Annotated in this window: 12 protein-coding genes; 7 read left to right on the top strand and 5 right to left on the bottom strand. The window is 45.9% G+C overall.

The annotated features are described in order from the left end of the window. Window positions 1-470 precede the first annotated feature (470 nt). From AAHF22_RS12110 to AAHF22_RS12100, 3 genes are all read left to right on the top strand, one after another. Complete coding sequence (locus tag AAHF22_RS12110) at window positions 471-1,337, top strand: carbohydrate ABC transporter permease (protein WP_347325265.1); 867 nt, start codon at window positions 471-473, stop codon at window positions 1,335-1,337. Further along, window positions 1,337-2,164 carry a carbohydrate ABC transporter permease gene (locus AAHF22_RS12105; RefSeq protein ID WP_347325264.1) on the top strand — a complete coding sequence of 276 codons (828 nt, stop codon included), beginning with the start codon at window positions 1,337-1,339 and terminating at the stop codon, window positions 2,162-2,164. The genes AAHF22_RS12110 and AAHF22_RS12105 overlap by 1 nt, the downstream gene beginning before the upstream one ends. A gap of 829 nt (window positions 2,165-2,993) precedes the next feature. Beyond that, on the top strand, window positions 2,994-4,370 hold the full coding sequence (locus AAHF22_RS12100) for an amidohydrolase family protein (RefSeq protein WP_347325263.1): 1,377 nt from the start codon (window positions 2,994-2,996) through the stop codon (window positions 4,368-4,370). A 525-nt stretch (window positions 4,371-4,895) separates the two neighbouring features. Here the strand turns inward: AAHF22_RS12100 and AAHF22_RS12095 are convergent. Continuing rightward, complete coding sequence (locus tag AAHF22_RS12095; RefSeq protein ID WP_347325262.1) at window positions 4,896-6,272, bottom strand: DUF2252 domain-containing protein; 1,377 nt, start codon at window positions 6,270-6,272, stop codon at window positions 4,896-4,898. Window positions 6,273-6,579: 307 nt separating this feature from the next. Here AAHF22_RS12095 and AAHF22_RS12090 point away from each other — a divergent pair, with 307 nt between their 5' ends. Then, on the top strand, window positions 6,580-7,155 hold the full coding sequence (locus tag AAHF22_RS12090; protein WP_347325261.1) for a hypothetical protein: 576 nt from the start codon (window positions 6,580-6,582) through the stop codon (window positions 7,153-7,155). A 186-nt stretch (window positions 7,156-7,341) separates the two neighbouring features. Here AAHF22_RS12090 and AAHF22_RS12085 read toward each other — a convergent pair whose 3' ends face one another. Next, the gene (locus tag AAHF22_RS12085) at window positions 7,342-7,791 is read right to left on the bottom strand and encodes a GNAT family N-acetyltransferase (RefSeq protein WP_347325260.1); all 450 of its coding nucleotides are present in this window, start codon (window positions 7,789-7,791) and stop codon (window positions 7,342-7,344) included. 312 nt (window positions 7,792-8,103) lie between these two features. Here AAHF22_RS12085 and AAHF22_RS12080 point away from each other — a divergent pair, with 312 nt between their 5' ends. Continuing rightward, entirely contained in the window at window positions 8,104-8,895 is a 792-nt protein-coding gene (locus AAHF22_RS12080) for a hypothetical protein (RefSeq protein WP_347325259.1), read from the top strand. 409 nt (window positions 8,896-9,304) lie between these two features. Here the strand turns inward: AAHF22_RS12080 and AAHF22_RS12075 are convergent, their stop codons facing one another. Beyond that, window positions 9,305-10,807 (bottom strand): aminotransferase-like domain-containing protein, encoded by a 1,503-nt coding sequence (locus tag AAHF22_RS12075; RefSeq protein ID WP_347325258.1) that lies wholly within the window; start codon window positions 10,805-10,807, stop codon window positions 9,305-9,307. Between the two features lie 316 nt (window positions 10,808-11,123). Between AAHF22_RS12075 and AAHF22_RS12070 the strand changes: the two genes are divergently transcribed. Further along, complete coding sequence (locus AAHF22_RS12070) at window positions 11,124-12,107, top strand: DMT family transporter (RefSeq protein ID WP_347325257.1); 984 nt, start codon at window positions 11,124-11,126, stop codon at window positions 12,105-12,107. 250 nt (window positions 12,108-12,357) lie between these two features. Continuing rightward, a complete protein-coding gene (locus AAHF22_RS12065; RefSeq protein ID WP_347325256.1) occupies window positions 12,358-13,110 on the top strand; it encodes a hypothetical protein in 753 nt (250 codons plus the stop codon). 868 nt (window positions 13,111-13,978) lie between these two features. Here the strand turns inward: AAHF22_RS12065 and AAHF22_RS12060 are convergent. Continuing rightward, window positions 13,979-14,611: a hypothetical protein gene (locus AAHF22_RS12060; RefSeq protein ID WP_347325255.1), complete on the bottom strand. Its 633-nt coding sequence runs from the start codon at window positions 14,609-14,611 to the stop codon at window positions 13,979-13,981. Between the two features lie 395 nt (window positions 14,612-15,006). Then, window positions 15,007-16,824, bottom strand: coding sequence for a potassium transporter KimA (gene kimA, locus AAHF22_RS12055; protein ID WP_347325254.1), 1,818 nt, complete (start codon window positions 16,822-16,824; stop codon window positions 15,007-15,009). Window positions 16,825-17,267 lie beyond the last annotated feature (443 nt).

Raw genomic sequence — 17,267 nt, 5'->3', positions numbered from 1 at the left:
CAACGTACCAAAATATATTCATATCTCAAAATAAACCAAAGCACTATTCAGTACCTATTCGCATATTCATCATGGTCTTCTAACTGCTATCCCCACCACAAGAAGCTTAACTTCTTTACAAATGATGCACCCAGGCAAATGTTCGCTAAAAAGCTACTTTGATTAGCGGTCACTTTTTTCAAAGGTTGCCGTTTTAAAATGCACAAGCAAACATGCTGCAAGCAGCACAGAACGGAGGCAAGGAAATAAGGGGAAAGGACGACTTTTGAGCACGGGAATCTACAGCTTACTCCTACTCCGTAGATTCCTGTGCGAGACGGGAGTCCGTCCCCTTATTCCTTGCCGGAGTGGTACTTGCTCAAGCACATTATGTCTGCGAGCACAAACGAGCAAACTTTATTTTTAAGAGGTACATCCCACGCACCTGTAAAAATTAAGCTTCCACCAACAGTATGAAAGGAGCCATCCCCATGTCCAAACGCATGTCTACCTACTACTGGATGACGATTCCCGCAGTGCTGCTATTTTTCCTATTCCTGACACTGCCGGCCATCCAGGGTGTGTATTATTCTTTTACAAATTACAACGGGTTTGGTCAAACATACGATTTTATCGGCTTACGCAACTATGTGAACCTGTTTACCGACAATGTAGTGGGTGATGCGTACTGGTTTACGATCAAGTTTGCCGTTGTGGTGACTATTCTAGTCAACATTTTCAGTTTGTTGATCGCGCTCGGATTGAATGCTAGCATCCGACTGCGTAACTTTTTCCGGGGAATTTATTTTCTGCCGAATATTTTGAGTGTGTTAATCGTCGGTTACATCTTCAACTATCTGTTCTCCAACGTGTTCACCGTGTGGGGGCAGACGCTCGGTATCCAATCGCTGTCGACCAATATTTTAGGTAATGAAAGCCTTGCTTGGATTGGCGTCGTAATCGTGGCGGTATGGCAAGGGATTGCGCTGAACACAATTTTGTATCTGGCAGGTCTGCAAACGATCCCAGGTGATGTGTACGAAGCATCCAGCCTGGACGGCGCTAGCAAATGGCGTGAATTTTGGAGTATTACGTTCCCACTGATCGCACCATTTTTCACGATCAATATGGTGCTGGCGATGAAAAATGCACTGATGGTGTTCGACCAGATCGTGGCCCTGACCAATGGGGGTCCCGGTCGTGCGACACAATCGATCTCATTTCTGATCTATACTGGCGGTTTTGAAGGCGGTGAGTTTGCGTATCAATCCGCGAACTCGGTAATCTACTTTATCGTCATCGCGGTCATTTCGATTGTGCAGATTCGTTTCCTGCAAAGAAGGGAGATGGATATGTAATGAAGGATACACGTAAAACGAACTGGCCGATCAACATTCTCGTTGCCATCGGTACGATTGTCATTCTGTTTCCGCTCTATATGGCGCTCACGATTGCCCTTAAAGACCCGCAGCAGATGGCACAATCGCTATTCGGACTGCCTACACACTGGCGTTTTGATAACTTTGCTAATGCGATTGAAGTGACAAATTTCTTTCAAGCGTTCCGCAATAGTGTGCTCGTAACTACCGGCACCGTTGTACTGACGCTGCTAACGAACTCGATGGTCGCTTATGCAATCGGCCGTAATATGCAGCGCAGCAAGTTTTTCAAAGGATTGTATTTCTACTTTGTTAGCGCGATGTTCATTCCATTTCCGATCATTATGCTGCCGATCGTCAAACTGACTGCCTCGCTGCATATGACCAATCTGGTCGGATTGACCATTTTGCATACCGTGTACGCGCTTGCCTTTAACGTATTCGTCTATGTCGGCTATATCCGTTCGATTCCAGTCGCGCTGGAGGAAGCTGCTACCGTAGACGGAGCAAGCACATGGGGCACATTCTGGCGCATCATCTTCCCACTGATGGCACCGATCAACGCAACGGTCGGTATCCTAGTCTGCCTGTCGACGTATAATGACTTTCTATTGCCACTCATCATCGTCAGCGACCAGAATATGTATACGTTGCCGCTCGTACAATACATTTTCCAGGGCCAATTTAACACTGACTTTAATCTCGCATTCGCCTCGTATCTACTGGCAATGCTCCCAATGGTCATCATCTACCTGTTTGCCCAAAAATGGATCATTAGCGGAGTTACTCGCGGTTCGGTAAAATAAACGTTTGGTTCAATACTGCTGTTTCTCTACACAATAAGTGCACAAACGAACGCAAGCCTCTTCCATGCAACCTACAGGTTGTGAGGGAGAGGCTATTTCGATTCATTCAAATTTGTGTAATTACGAGCTTAGCTTATGGGATGTATACTCCTCCGAGAAGGAAGAAGAGTATGGACACCCGGATCGCACAGAAATCGATGGAGTAGGAATTATTGTAGATTCCGGTGCTTGGCAGACGTAAGGTAGTTTGCTTCCGCAAAAATGACTTTTTATTGAACCCTGTGTTAGGAATACGCTAACACTATAACTCGTCCATTGTCTTATTTCTGTCCTCCGTTCTGTGCATCGTATATCGATACGAGTTTGCGCATCTAAACAGTCCAAAAATTTTGCTACATGCTAGTTCATTGACCAACTTAAATTGAAAGTATCAACTACTCTATTTATGAAATATGCACCTGCATCAAGCAATGCTAAACGGCAAGTGCAGTCATTTATCAAAAGCAGCTCTTTTTCACTAACTTTTCCATTGTAAATAACTTTTTTATAAGTTATCATGTAACATGAACATCCTAAAATTACCATTTGTAGTGTTAGCGCTCTTCTAACACGTGGTGCAATGAAAAAGCGATTTTTGCAAAGCAAAATATCTTACATTTTCCAGTGTTAGCGCTCTTCTAACACGTGGTGCAATGAAAAAGTGATTTTTGCAAAGCAAAATAGCTTACATTTTCCAGTGTTAGCGTTCTTCTAACACGTGGTGCAATGAAAAGCGATTTTGCAAAGCAAAATAGCTTACACCCTTTACATCATGGAGGAGGAAAATCTTATGCAAACTAAAGGCTATCTTCTGAAAAATGGAACTGTTTTAACGATGGACAGTGTGCTGGGCAGTTATCGACAAGCCGATGTGCTCATCGTCGGCTCACGTATTGAGCTGATCGGTCCGAATCTGCAAGTGTCGGAACATGATTACGAGACCATCGATGCGACAGGTATGATTGTGCTACCGGGTCTGGTGGATACGCATCGTCATGTATGGGAATCGCTTGTGCGTACAGCAGGGACGAACTGGTCGTTGCCTGTTTATTTACAAAATTTATATTATGGCGGTCTGGGCAGTCGTTTACGTCCGCAGGACAGTTATATCGCTAATTTGTTGGGCGCATTGGAAGCGCTTAACTCCGGGGTGACCACATTGCTCGACTGGAGCATGCCCTATTCGCCTGAGCATACCGATGAGCTTGTGCGTGGTTTGCAGGAATCCGGGATGAGAGCGGTATTTGCGCTTGGCGTGAATGGAGAGACGGATTATTGGAATCGGGAGAGTCGACTCCTGTTATCGGACGATGTGTATCGGGTGAAAAAGCAGTATTTTGCCTCCAATGATCAGCTACTCACACTGGGACTGGCCATTCGTGGGCCTGAATTTAGTCACTGGGATACAACGGTACAAGAGATCGGTATCGCGCGTGAGCTGGATGCTGTCTGTTCGATGCATATTGGATTTGGTAACTGGGGTGCACACGATCATTCGGTTACCCGTTTATATGAAGCTGGCTTGCTAGGACCCGATCTAAACATGGTGCACGGCAACAAAATGCTGACCGATGAATACCGTATGCTAGCCGATACTGGAGCATCGCTATCGGTAACACCGGAAGTGGAAATGATGATGGGACATGGTTATCCGGCGACAGGCTTCTTTATGGAGCAGGGCGGTATGCCAGCACTTGGTGTGGATGTGGTGACGTCTACCGCAGGCGAGATGTTCACGCAGATGAAGTTTGCATTACAAGCGGAACGGGCACGGGTGAATGAAGAGATTATTGCGTCTGGCAATATGCCGGGCGAGCTGAATGTGCAGGCAGCACAGGCGCTGGAGATGGCGACTACAGCCGGAGCAAAAGCGTTAAAGTTGGATCACCGGATCGGACAGCTCAAGCCAGGTTATGAAGCCGACTTGATCATGATTCGCGCATCCGATCTGAATTTGCTGCCTGTGATCGATCCAATTGGCGCGGTCGTCCAGTTTGCTCAACCCTCTAATGTAGAGCATGTATTTGTCGCCGGACGCGCAGTAAAGCGTAATGGTCAACTGGTCGACGTGGATCTGGAACGTGTACGCAAGTTAGCGCTGCAAAGCCGTGAATATCTGGCTGAAACCTATACATTTACCGATGGAGATCGAATCGTGTATTCTTAATTCTAACCGGGCGATGTGAGGACGTGTACGCAAATGGTGTGTGCTGGGGCAGATAACACTCCAGGAAGGAATAAAAGCACGGACTCCGTTATCGCACAGAAATGTACGGATTAGAAGTAAATGGTAGATTCCCATGCTGCTTACACCTATATAAGTTTGCAGAAATGCTCTGGTATGCTGTAACATACGTTAGTTTCTACATGGATACTGCGGCTAACCTAACTAAAACAACTCCCGATTCTAATAAAGAAACGGGAGTTGTTTTCATACGATTTCGTATTTAGTTGCTGAACGATAGTCATGAGCGTGCGTATTTCAATACAGAGGTAGCTGTGCGCTATTATGGCAGTATGTGCATCTATGCACCAATAAATCTACACATGAATCAATCAATACGTCTACACATTTATAAATCATCGTACATCATCCATACTAACCAATATGCTCTTCTAAAACGAGCGATAAGCTTCTACATAACTGCGTTCAGACAAATGGCTGTAACGTATTAGCTGCATCTAACGCTATTTATTCCACTTCCGTTTCCGCCGCTTCCGTTGCCGTTTCATCTGCACTAGCACGCAGCGGTGACGTCCACTCACAGAACAGTGCATAATCCCGTTCCACCTGATCCGCGTAAGCGTAAGCCCAGCGCGAAATATGGTGTGCAAACGCATCCGGTTCATCACCCATCGCACGAGCGATTTCACGCTCGCTATGGTAGTCGAGCAGTCCGCTGCTCACATCGGCATCAGCACGAGCATGCATTTTGGCAGTCAAACTGGCCATGCTCGCTACGATTTTTTGCATATCATTCAGGCTCGTAATATTTTCTAGCTTGAGGCGCTTTTTGTAAGGCGAGCGTTCGCGCACATAGAAGTCGCGTTGTTCTAAGGTGATAAAGCCCAGATATGGATCGGCTCGATGATGCATCGCTTGCTGCGTCGTCGTTACCCGTTTCCCCTGATGAGCAAAGCTATGCCAGAACGATTCACTATAGGGCAGGAAATAAGCAGGCACCGGCGCACGCACTTCTTTCACCTCAAGCACGATATCATCCTGTCCTTGTTGCAAGATACCTCCTTCGATCAGCACATAATAACGATCCAGTCCAATTGATGCAGTGCCAGAGCCGTGTTTGATGGCGATATCTTTTATCTTATAGTGAGACACATCATCCTTGCAGCAGAGCAACGATTGCTGGTAGTCCGCCCATGCTTGCTCCAATAGCTGTTGCTCCTGCGTAGAAGGCACCACCAGCTCACTATTTTCCAAAAAGACACGATCTGTCTGCATGACCGCAGTCACTTTTTCGAGAAAATGACCCTGTCTGCGCTTTTCCAGCTTACGCAGCAATTTGCGAATCGCACCGTTTGCGTGCTCTTCATCCATACGGAACTTGCCGGGATCATCTTTACCTGAAGCAAAGCGGCGAATCTGTTTGTAATATGTAAGTGCGTATTGCTCCAGTACATTCCATTGCTGTTCACGATCATAACCGAGCTGTCGACCGACGAGGGCGATGCTCACCGACATGCGTAACACATCATACAGATACGAACCGACATAACCTTCATCAAAATCATTCACATCATAGACGATATCGCCCGATTCATTACGGAACGCACCAAAGTTCTCAAAGTGCAGGTCGCCCTGAATCCACGTTGGACGATCGTCTGGCGTATGATACGGAAAATAATGCCGGGTCGCATCAAAGTAGAACAAATATGCACTTCCGCGAAAAAAGGAAAACGCGGTCTGCGCCATTTTGCGATATTTCTCCGCTCGTTTCGATTCGTCCAGTTGCATAATAACACTATCAAATTCCTCCAGCACCGAAATAAGCGTATCCCGGCGTAGCTTGGTTCGTGTGCGAATTACATTTTCAGTAATCGTTGAGTTCACATGCAGTCCCCCTGTATATGATGTACGTTTAGCCCTATCATAGCGTAAACGATGGGGCTGGAAAAGACTTCTTTAACGCCTTCTATCGTTACAATGAGTCTACCGATCGCATGTAGGAATCTGTCTACTGGCATCCTTAGCGAATAGTTAGATAAACGATTATACGTAGCAAGACGCGCCCCGTTTTCACATTTTATTAAATAAAGGTATAATACAATCAAAGTTGTAGACGTTTCCAATAATTCTTCTTATTGGAAAATGGTCTATACAGGAGGGATGACATATGATCGAGTATAGGAGACAGCACATGTCATGGAAGCTCAGTCTGGGTGTAATTCTAGCCGCTATAGGCTTATCTGCGCTATCTGGGTGGTGGTTAGGCGGTCTAGTCGATGGTGGGAGTTCATTTAATTTGATTGTTGTTTTTATGTTGTATACGAGTCTGGTAATCAAAGCGATGAACTGGCTCAGCTACAATAAAGAAGAGCATATAAGTTACAATTTACAACGACTGGCAGCGTATGTAGGCATATATGCCATTTCTTTTGTCGTGAGCGGTTTGATCATAGGCGTGTCCGGTCGAGATGCCATTATGCTGGCTGTGATTTCGGTTGGTTTTGGAGCCATTTATAGCTTGAATGATTTAAAGTATGTATTTCGTCAGGGCTGGAGTATGTTTTTAACGGTAATGATCATTCCTGTGTTTCTCGTTGTCTGGCTGATCATGTACGGATTAACGATGGATTCGTGGTTTAACATCGATAGTATGTACGATTATTTTATCGTGTCAGGTGTAGTGTACTGGTTGTTGGTCATTTGCACGCTGGCACTGTTTAGCCGTTATATTGTAAAACAACCTCAGGATTCGTCGTCGGCTCATTAAGATGAGGTGTGGCTAGACATGCTCGTTATCAGCTGCATTAACTTGCTATGATTCCGCTGGATAGATAAGTTGTAATCTCATGCTACCGAGCAGGACGGTCGTTTGGATACGAAACCGATCCAATATATAATCGATCCAATACATAAACTGCGCCTTATAAAGTTGTATTTTAGAAAGCTCATTCCATCACTCAGGGAATGAGCTTTTTATTTCCCGGGAAAAGACGTCCAGTTCTGTACGCTTCTGCCAGCCGCTTGCTGTCCAAAAGGACTTCCCCTCTGCATTCGTACTCATGACAAATAAATGCGCTTTATCGATTCCTTGCTCTGCCAGCGCTGCCAGACTGCGTGCAATCAGTTGTCTGGCAATGCCCTGTCCGCGCATCTCAGCCGCTACCGCCATATGATATAAGAATCCGCGGCGTCCATCATGTCCAGCGAGCAAGCTGCCTACAATACAATGATCAGCAGAACATTTAGTGTTCATTGCAACATAACAGCAGCCTGGATTGCGTTTAAGATAGCGGTCGATTTGTTCAGGAGCATCAGCTTCGCTCAATCCCATGCCTTCGGTGCTGCTCCATAGATGGTACATCGCTTCATAATCGTTCATATTCATTTCGCGAATGGTGATCATGGTAGACTCCTTTTGGTAAGAAATTCTCTTTCATTTCTGGATGAATGTATTTGTTCCACAACCCTTTTATTGTTATCCGTGTACAAAAATAGCTACACATGTTCGGTATTTTTATATTGCTGACTTTATTATTAATGGTTGTTCGGAAATTTTCAATTTTTTCTGGCAATTATGGTTAATAAAGCTTAGCATAGAGGAAGAAACCGAATAATCCAGTCAGGCAACAGGCTCCGCTTTGTCTGATTTTCCGAGGCGGAGCATGAAAACGATCGATGAAAGCATAATAAGCATAATTTTTCAGGAGGCAATCCTTTGAATATAAAAAAGAATATGAAAAAATGGCTGTTTTTGGCATTGATTTTAAGTGCAGTATGTGTGGAAACGATCTCTGCGACTCGTCTACATTCGTGTCAAACGCTTGCAAGTGCAAGTTCGACCCCGATTCGTGTGAACGCGGTTACGGTAGATAATTCAGGTGTGATGACGGCAGACGCTGCCGATCAAACAACAGGTGAGCGTGAAACAGTATTTGCCGATAGCGCTCTTGGCGTGATGATCGAAGGAGAGCTGGATGAGAATGGCATGTACAACCATTTGACGATACGCACCCCTGTTTTTCAGTGCAGTCTACCAGGAGAGCAGGTACAGAATCCGACATACGCCCCGTGGGTAGCGGAGGCGGATTTGAACGGAGACGGTGAGAAGGAGATCATCGTAAATCTGACTTCCGGTTATGGCACCGGAATGGAGCTAAACACCGTGCAGGTATTCAGTCAAAATGGTGAAAATATTCCGGTCGAATCGCCGCAAAGTGGAATTGCCCGTCAATTCAGTTCTAGCGTGCATGGCGATCAGCTGGAACTGAAACTAAACGGAACAACACATTCGCTGGCGTTAAAAGGGCTGCCCGAGCAGCCTGCTGCCAGCAAACCGCCTGTATTCGGAGGGGCGGTACAACAGTTCAAAGTAGATCATAATGAGCTGACAGCGATCTATTCGCTACAAGTCGGTATGACCGGATTTATCGGTGAATTGGACGCTACGTACCGTTACGAGAATGGCGTATTACGTCTGTCACCAGCGAAGCTGAATTTGGAAAAATAATCTCTGTCCGATAATGTCTGTTCGGATAGAATGTAGGCCTGTGATGCGAGTTTGCGTTCATCTTGGATCATCCCTATTTTCTAAGGGGGATACGCAAGCCAAATCCCATCGCTCTGCACCTGAAACCTGGCTAAACACCTGGAGCGAATGCACGTCAGAGCCAACCGGCAAATCAAGAGGAAATCGATTTTTTTAAAGGGGGGTTGGTCATGCTCAGTTTGGACATTTTTCTAAGCACAGACTAGGTTTATGTCCAACTAGCATGACGGTTAATTTAGTTATGAAGTGATTATGTTCTTCACGATCCAATCGTCCAACAACATGAAGCGCTAGCATTCTACGCTAGCGCCGGGTATGTACACGGATGAACCGTGTGTTTAAGCTAATGATATTGTTCAATCCTGCATATTTATAACTCGTCGGCAATACGGATCAGTTCTTTCATCCCTTGCTCAATCAGCATCTCGTTAGCAAAAGAAAAGCTCAGCCGAATATGCTGACTGGGACGTTTCGCATGATCGAATAAGGAGCCGGGAACGAAGCTAATTCCCTCTGTTAAGGCATAGCTGAGCAAACGGGAAGCAGATAATTCCTGCGGTAGCTCGATCCACAAATTCAGACCGCCCTGTGGCTCAGTATAGCGCCAGTTCGTTTGTTGCAGTTCATCCTGCATTCTTTCCATACGAATACGCAAGGCAATGCGCAGCGTATCCAGATGACGGTGCAACCGATCGGACATAAAATAGTGCAAAAATACTTTCTGATTCAGCAGTGGTGTGCCTCCATCAGTCAATGATTTGCAGGAGATGAGCATGTGCATCCACGGCTGTCTGGCAGCGATACAGGCAATCCGCAGACCGGGTGAAATGTATTTGCTAAAGCTACGAATATGAATCGTATACCCTTCGGTATCATAAGCAAATAGAGGCGGAGGCGGCGCAGCGCCAAAGTAGATATCGCTACATGTATCGTCCTCGATTAGCAGGCACTGATGCTGTGCCGCCAGATCGACGAGTTGCTTGCGCTGTTCGGCGGGAATACACAGTCCTGTCGGGTTGTGAAAGGTTGGATTCAGATAGAACAGACGCGGACGATATTGGCGCATCAGACGATCAATTTGCTCGATATTGTAGCCGTTCGCATCGATATCTACCTCAAGAAAGCGTGCGCCCTTTTGCCGAAATACGTCCAGTGCAGTCGCATAGGTAGGCGACTCCACCAGCACATAATCACCTGGACGAATCCAGGCTTCAGCAATAAGGAAAATCGCCTGCTGCGCACCGCTGGCGATCAATAGCTCTTCTGGTTCGATGTAGAAACGTGAATGCTGACTAAAGTATTGTGCCAGCAATTGCCGCAGTTCCAGATCACCCTGTACATGGGCATAAGTGCCGAGCAGCTTCGGATACAGATCGAATACCTTTTTCGTATATTCCGTAAAATAATGATTCGGCAGCAGATTGGGATCAATTAACGCCTGTGAAAATTGAAAGCGTGCAGGCAGATGATGCAGTTCATTGAGCGTGCCATCAAAGCGTGCAGGCTCCAGCTCATTTTCATTCGTCAACGTGTGTACGGCAGGTGGTGCGACATAATAGCCGGACTTGCTGCGCGCATAGATCGTGCCCTGCGTTTTTAGATGCTGATACGCTTTAAATACGGTTAGGCGATGCATACCGCTGTCTCGCGAAAGCTGTCTGACGGACGGTAAACGCTCATGCGCTTGCCAGTCGCCGCGCTGAATACGTGCTTCGATATAGGAACTGATCTGCCGATACGACACACGAGTGGATGTGTCCGGTAGCTCGATCGATCGGGATGTTGGTGTCAGTGGATAATGGATGGATGAAGAATTAGCGGATGCATGAGCATCGATGTGTTCGGAAGATATAGCGTTACGAGAGAATGTCATCATCAAAGCTCCTTTCCAGCGATATCGTTAAGGGATGTAATGAAGTTGGTAGTAAGGATGATATTAAAGTTTGTAGCATGGCTGTATTGCCCTGAGTACAAGTAGCCATAAAATGAATATATCTCGCATTAACACCAGGGCGTGTACGCAAACTTGTATACGTGTACGCAGCACTTCACTACTCGCGTATTTCTATCCTATTGCTTCTTCCATCTTATCGCGATCGCCTGCGCATACCTATCGATCTGTTCTGCTTTACTCCATCTGTTCTGTTTCTTTTCCTATACAATAACAGAACCAAGAGGAGGAATGACAGATGATTATGCTCGGCTATGCCATCATGTGCCTTATTTTTAGTACAACTTTTCTAGCCATTAAAGTAGGAGTGGACGCAGGCATGCCTCCATTTTGGAGTGCAGGTGTCCGTTTCTTTGTAGCAGGGTTGATCTTGATGGTCATTATGCGTCTATGCGGAAAGACAAGCTTTTCTGTTCTGCTGCGTAAGGAGTCATTGTGGATTGGCGCTAGTATGACCTTTGTAACCTTTGCAGCGTTATACTGGGCAGAACAATATGTAACTTCGGGCGTTGGCGCATTGCTGTCGGCAACGGGACCGGCGATGGTATTACTCATTCGTGCACTGGTGCTCAAGGTGAATGTGCCGCGCCTTGCCTTTGTCGGTGCATTTATTGGTCTGGGCGGAGTCGGGCTACTCATGCTGCCAGGCTTGTCCGGTACGGTACATGGTTTGTGGATGCTCGCCTGTGCGGTCGTAATTATCGGCGAGATCGGCTATGCAAGCGGCGCTGTGTATTCCAAACAGGTGTCTTCCAACATGACGGACGTATCACCAATCGCGCAAAATGCAGCACAGCTCATGCACGGTGGCTGGATGCTGCTCCTATTATCACTGCTAACCGAGCGCGGACAAATTCATGTGGGAGCGATGCTAGAACCACAGGCGCTCGGTTCACTGCTCTATTTGATCATCGTCGGCTCGATGGGTGGACATACACTTTTTTACTGGCTCGTATCGCGTACAAATCCGGTATTCCCATCGACATGGCTGTACATTTCTCCTGTACTCGCCTTGCTCATTGGCTGGGCGCTATACGGCGAGCCAATGAGCTGGATGGTCGCTGTGGGCGCAGGTATTGTATTATGCGGTGTCCTATTGACCAATTTCGAATCGTTGCAGACGCTCTGGAAAGGTAAGCAAAGCAGAGTTGTTCATAGAACTAGAAGATCGTTAGAACGGGAGCAGCGCCTGGAACAACCGATACCAGCCAAGTCTCGCTAAATCGCTCTGCAAATAGGGCAATGAGAAAGCAAAAAGCAGTAGAAAGTAATCATAGCTCGTAAGCATACCCATCGTTCGGTGATAGATCAGCATGAAAGCAGGATGGCACACAATCTCGTACCGATCATGCTGATCTGTCCTACACGAACATATCGATCCTACCTGAGCAGCAGGAAATATCCCTATCCACTCCGAATTAGGTAAGTAGCTAAAGCAAAACACTAGCCTATCAAAATGGAGGGATACACCGATGAAATTCAACCGCAACATCGATACCGATCCAACGAGCAAAATAAACCCAACGAACCCAATCCATCCAACCAATTCATCCGTACCATCCTATCACACGGACACCTATGTACATGCTCCCGATCACCTAGCAAGTAAACGGAACTCAACCACGAATCCAACAGTTATTCCAAACACCTATCTATTGCCACATAAACGTAAGCTTTTCTTCACGGTGAGTCTGGGCATACTGCTTGCCAGTACCGCAGCAATATCGCTCACTAATTCTTATGCGATCGCAGCAAATACGCCATCGAACACTTCGATCTCCAAGCAAACGTCTTCCATAGCAGCTCAATCAACATCCAGTACATCCAATACTGCACTCGTCAATCCAACCATCAATACCGTCATCCAGACGAAGACGCAAGTATACGAAGGCAAGCACTTCCGTTTCTACTATCCACCCGCCTGGAAAACAGGCATCCAATCAACGATCTATCATCCACCCGGTATGGATAGCTCCGAGGTCGTCGATTTCAGCTATAACGGTCAGTCTGTCCTTACGCTGATGGCAATCCCACGCGCCGTCTGGAATGCTCAGTTACCCGACGAAGTCCCTTACGGTGACCGTATCGCTGCGAAGGGCAACTACATCTACGCCATCAATTTGCCACAGGATAGCGTCTACGATCCGAAAAGCAAAGAGTACCCACCCTTTCATAAAAGAGTGCTCACGATGGATCAAGTCAAGCTCATGTTCCAGGGGAAATAATGCTTGGCGTAACTTACGGAGTGTGTACAGGAAGTACGACATGTAGTCCTAACAGCTAAGCCAGCCATCTGTATTTTTCAAACTTAACGTCATTACTTTAACTGTATTTATGTACTTTATGTACTTCGTGTACTTCATGTATCTAAAAAGGAATAGTTTATCTATTGTGGTCACGGTCGATAGTAGTACCATTGAATACTACGCGTATATCCGTGCAGTATTACGTTTTTAAAGTAAAAGATATAATTTCCATACCCATTGAAGTTAATTGAAAATGGCGATTTAGCATTTGACATTTATTTCGTTGTAAAAGTTTCAGATCTATCGAAGTCGGTTGATTTTGCAAAGTTCGCAAAGTTCGCAAAGTTCGCAAAGTTCGCAAAGTTCGTGAAGTAAGTTAAGTCCTTAAAGTCTGCTAATCAGCTAATTTCGCAAAATGCGTAAAGTTCACTAAGTTCACCTAATCCACCTCCCTGTACGAAACGGAAGGCAGAGAACAATACCAAAAGACCGACCTTTAAGCCGGGATCCACCATCTTGCCTACCATTCAAAGTATCCCGGCTTAACCGGAGGTCGTTGGTATGTTCTCTGCCTGGAGTGGATGCGCAAGAAACCCACACACATCAAACACAAAGCACGAAAAAGCAGGATCGAAAGCCATCACATCACAGCTTTCAATCCTGCTTCTTTTATTTTCACAAATGAAAAATTACGTTCAGTCCATCGCGAAATACCTAAAGCAATACATAACGCAACATAACGCAATTCCTAAAGCAATACATAGCGCAATTCGTGAAGCAAATACCTAAATCAATACCTAAATCAATACCTAAATCAATACCCAACGCCATCTTACCACTATTACGCTCACTGGTTCACCGCATAAATCCCCGGCTTACCGCCTACAACTCCGATCCATAGCTCGCCATTCCCGACCATCACACCGCGATAATTAATAAACACATCATTCACGTTTTGATTAGCCAGTGCATTACGCACTTTTGAGGTCATGATCGAGCTGTATTCTTTCAGAAATTGTTTCTCATTCAAAATGCTACGCCGTTTGCCATCCGCTTGATTAACAGCTAGTGGGTAGGAGACACGTTTAGCGACCGCATCCAGATTCCCTTTCGCTACCGCTCGCTTGAGGTTAGCAAAATAACCGGTAAACTGCTTGGCAGAATCGAAGCCAGCAACATTTACGAGTCGATTGTTTAGATTCGCCTGTGTGGATGAACTGGATGAACTATTGCCACTACCATTCGTACTGCTCGAACTGCTACTGGAGCTGGAACCCGAATTCGAACTGCTGGAATTTGAACTACTGGAATTAGCAGAAATGGATGGAGAGGCTGGCGTACTTGGCATCTGCGGAGCAGACGGCGTTGCCACCGTTGCTTCTTTCACAGCGGGCACGGTCAGATCGTTAGCAGCATAAACGGGTGTCGCTAATGCCATAGTCATCACAGCAATGAGTGGAAGCGTGCGTTTGTTGGTCATGATTCATCCTCCTATGTGTATGATATCGTGTACGGCTACAATATTTTGTATACATTTCTTTACTGATGTATACCCGATTTGTAGCATGATTGACCAATAACTTCTAGTGTATAGCTACGGTTAGATCGGATAATCGGTGATTCACGTAGTAGAGGAATGAGCTTGTACTGAGTTTATGTGGATCGATTAACTTGATGCATGGATGAACTTATTATCTAATGTTTTCCAGGTGCATGGCAAGCAAAAAAGCCTGCTGCAAGCATCATCGGCTTACAGCAGACTTGGAAAAGATACAGATTCAGCGAGTACGCCGAGACGATACGGCAGCGTACCGTGGTTGTTTCATTAGATCGCTCTAGCTACGGCTCGCATGAGAGTAAAGGCTACACGTTACCTTAGTTTTTCAAATGGAACGGTACTGTCGTGACAACAACATCTTTATAGTTGATCAGGTATGCGCGCATCAACAAGCTGGTCTGATTGTGCAGAATGCTTTCCCACCAGTGCTTGGTAACAAACTGCGGAATGAGAATCGTAATATGATCGGTCTCGCCATTTTTCCATTCCACTGTATCGATGAATCGACGTAGTGGGCCAAGAATGCTGCGATACCGCGAGCGCAGGACGATCAGGCGCACGCCCGGATTCCATTGCTCCCATTTGCGTTCCATTTTCTCAATCGCTTCTTCATCAAAGCCTACATATACGGCGACCACATTTGGCGATAGTGTCTGTGCATAGCTGATCGTATTCATAACGACCCGTGTAATGCCAGCTACCGGAATAATAATCGTGTTACCTTTCGGCTGTGGCTTATCATGATCCAGATCGATGCGCAGCTGTTCAGCTGTATTTTGATAATGCACATAGATTTTGTGGAACAGATATACGACGATCGGCAGGAAAATGAAGATAATCCAGATTTGCGAGAATTTGGTGAAAATAAAGATCAACGTAATCGACAGTGTCGTCAACATACCGATCGTATTGATCAGCAGCTTGATGCCCCAGTTCGCTGGACGAAGTTTGATCCAGCGAATCATCATGCCGAGCTGAGATAGTGTAAACGGAATGAATACGCCAACCGCATACAGCGGAATCAGATTGTCCGTTTCCCCGTGGAATACGATAACGAGCAATGCCGATGCCAGACTCAGGAAGATGATCCCGTTCGAGAAGCCGAGGCGATCACCACGTACCATAAACATATGCGGCATGTATTTATCTTTCGCGAGCATAAACGACAACAGCGGAAACGCTGAGTATGCCGTATTTGCAGCGAGGAACAAAATAAGCGCGGTGACCCCTTGAATAATAAAATAAATAATACCACTACCGAATGTCATCCGAGCAATCTGTGAAATGATCGTCTCGGTCGGACGCGGACTTACACCATACCAGTAGGCAAGCAGTGTAATTCCGATAAACATACTACCCAGAATGATACCCATCATGAGCAATGTAGCCGCTGCATTACGCTCAGCAGGCTGGCGGAAGTTCGGAATCGCATTCGATACCGCTTCGACCCCCGTTAGTGCCGAACAGCCGGAGCTGAACGCCTTGAGCAATAAGAACAGACTGACATTGGATACGGTAGCGCCAAATTCCGGAGCTGCCGCTTCAATGCCGCCCGTCATGTATTTGATCATACCGCTAATAATCAGAAAGAAAATCGCGACGACAAACAGATAAATCGGAATCGCCAGCACGGATGCGGACTCGGTTACACCGCGCAAGTTCATTACTGTCAAAAATACAATCATTACAAGTGCAATTAATACTCGATGATCATGCAGTACAGGGAACGCGGACGTAATCGCGTCTGTACCTGCGGACGAACTAACCGCTACAGTTAGCACATAGTCGACCAGCAATGAACCGCCAGCAATCAGACTTGGAATCTGCCCAAGATTATCCTTGGCGACAATGTAGGCACCGCCACCTGTTGGATAAGCAAAGATTGTCTGACGATACGAGATAACTAGAATGACCAGCAGTCCCAATACAGCCAGTGAGATAGGAACGGAATACCACAGTGCAGCAAAACCGGCTACCATCAATACGAGTAAAATCTGTTCGGTTCCGTACGCAACCGAAGATAGCGCATCGGAAGACAAAATAGCGAGTGCTTTCAGTTTGCCCAGCTTTTCCGCTTCGAGTTCTGCGGATTTCATCGGTCTTCCGATCAAGATACGCTTTAACTTGCCTAGCATCTTTTTGTACCCCTTCGTTGTGTAAATTTGATAATTGATGTTAAAAATAACATAATGATTATACGCGTACAAGGCGAGCATGGATACATATAAAATGCGTTACGATTTATATACACCCTTTTTCTTGTATCAACGCAGTTTGTTCAGTTTTTTAGCGGTATGCAGACATCCGAATAGACCACACATCAGAGCAAGACATCATACCGGCTTACAGGATCGAAAAAGCATATACCTATATCCTTTCTTACCGGCTGTGCAGCTCGCATGGCGGCTAGACTGAACAGGCGTATTTCATTATACTCCTAACGCGTAAAAAGTCATGCTAAATTTTATAGAAGTTTATTAAAATGATGCAAAAGGCAGGATCTGCGACAAATCACAATCCGTACAGCTATACTAAAGATAGATACAAGCTAGATCAAAGCTAGATCAAAGATAGATAA

The sequence above is a fragment of the Paenibacillus wenxiniae genome (genome assembly GCF_039822605.1).
In the GTDB taxonomy this organism is placed as follows: Bacteria; Bacillota; Bacilli; order Paenibacillales; family Paenibacillaceae; genus Saccharibacillus; species Saccharibacillus wenxiniae.
Note: the sequence above shows the minus strand (reverse complement) of the source record. Positions and strands in the feature narration are given on the sequence as shown.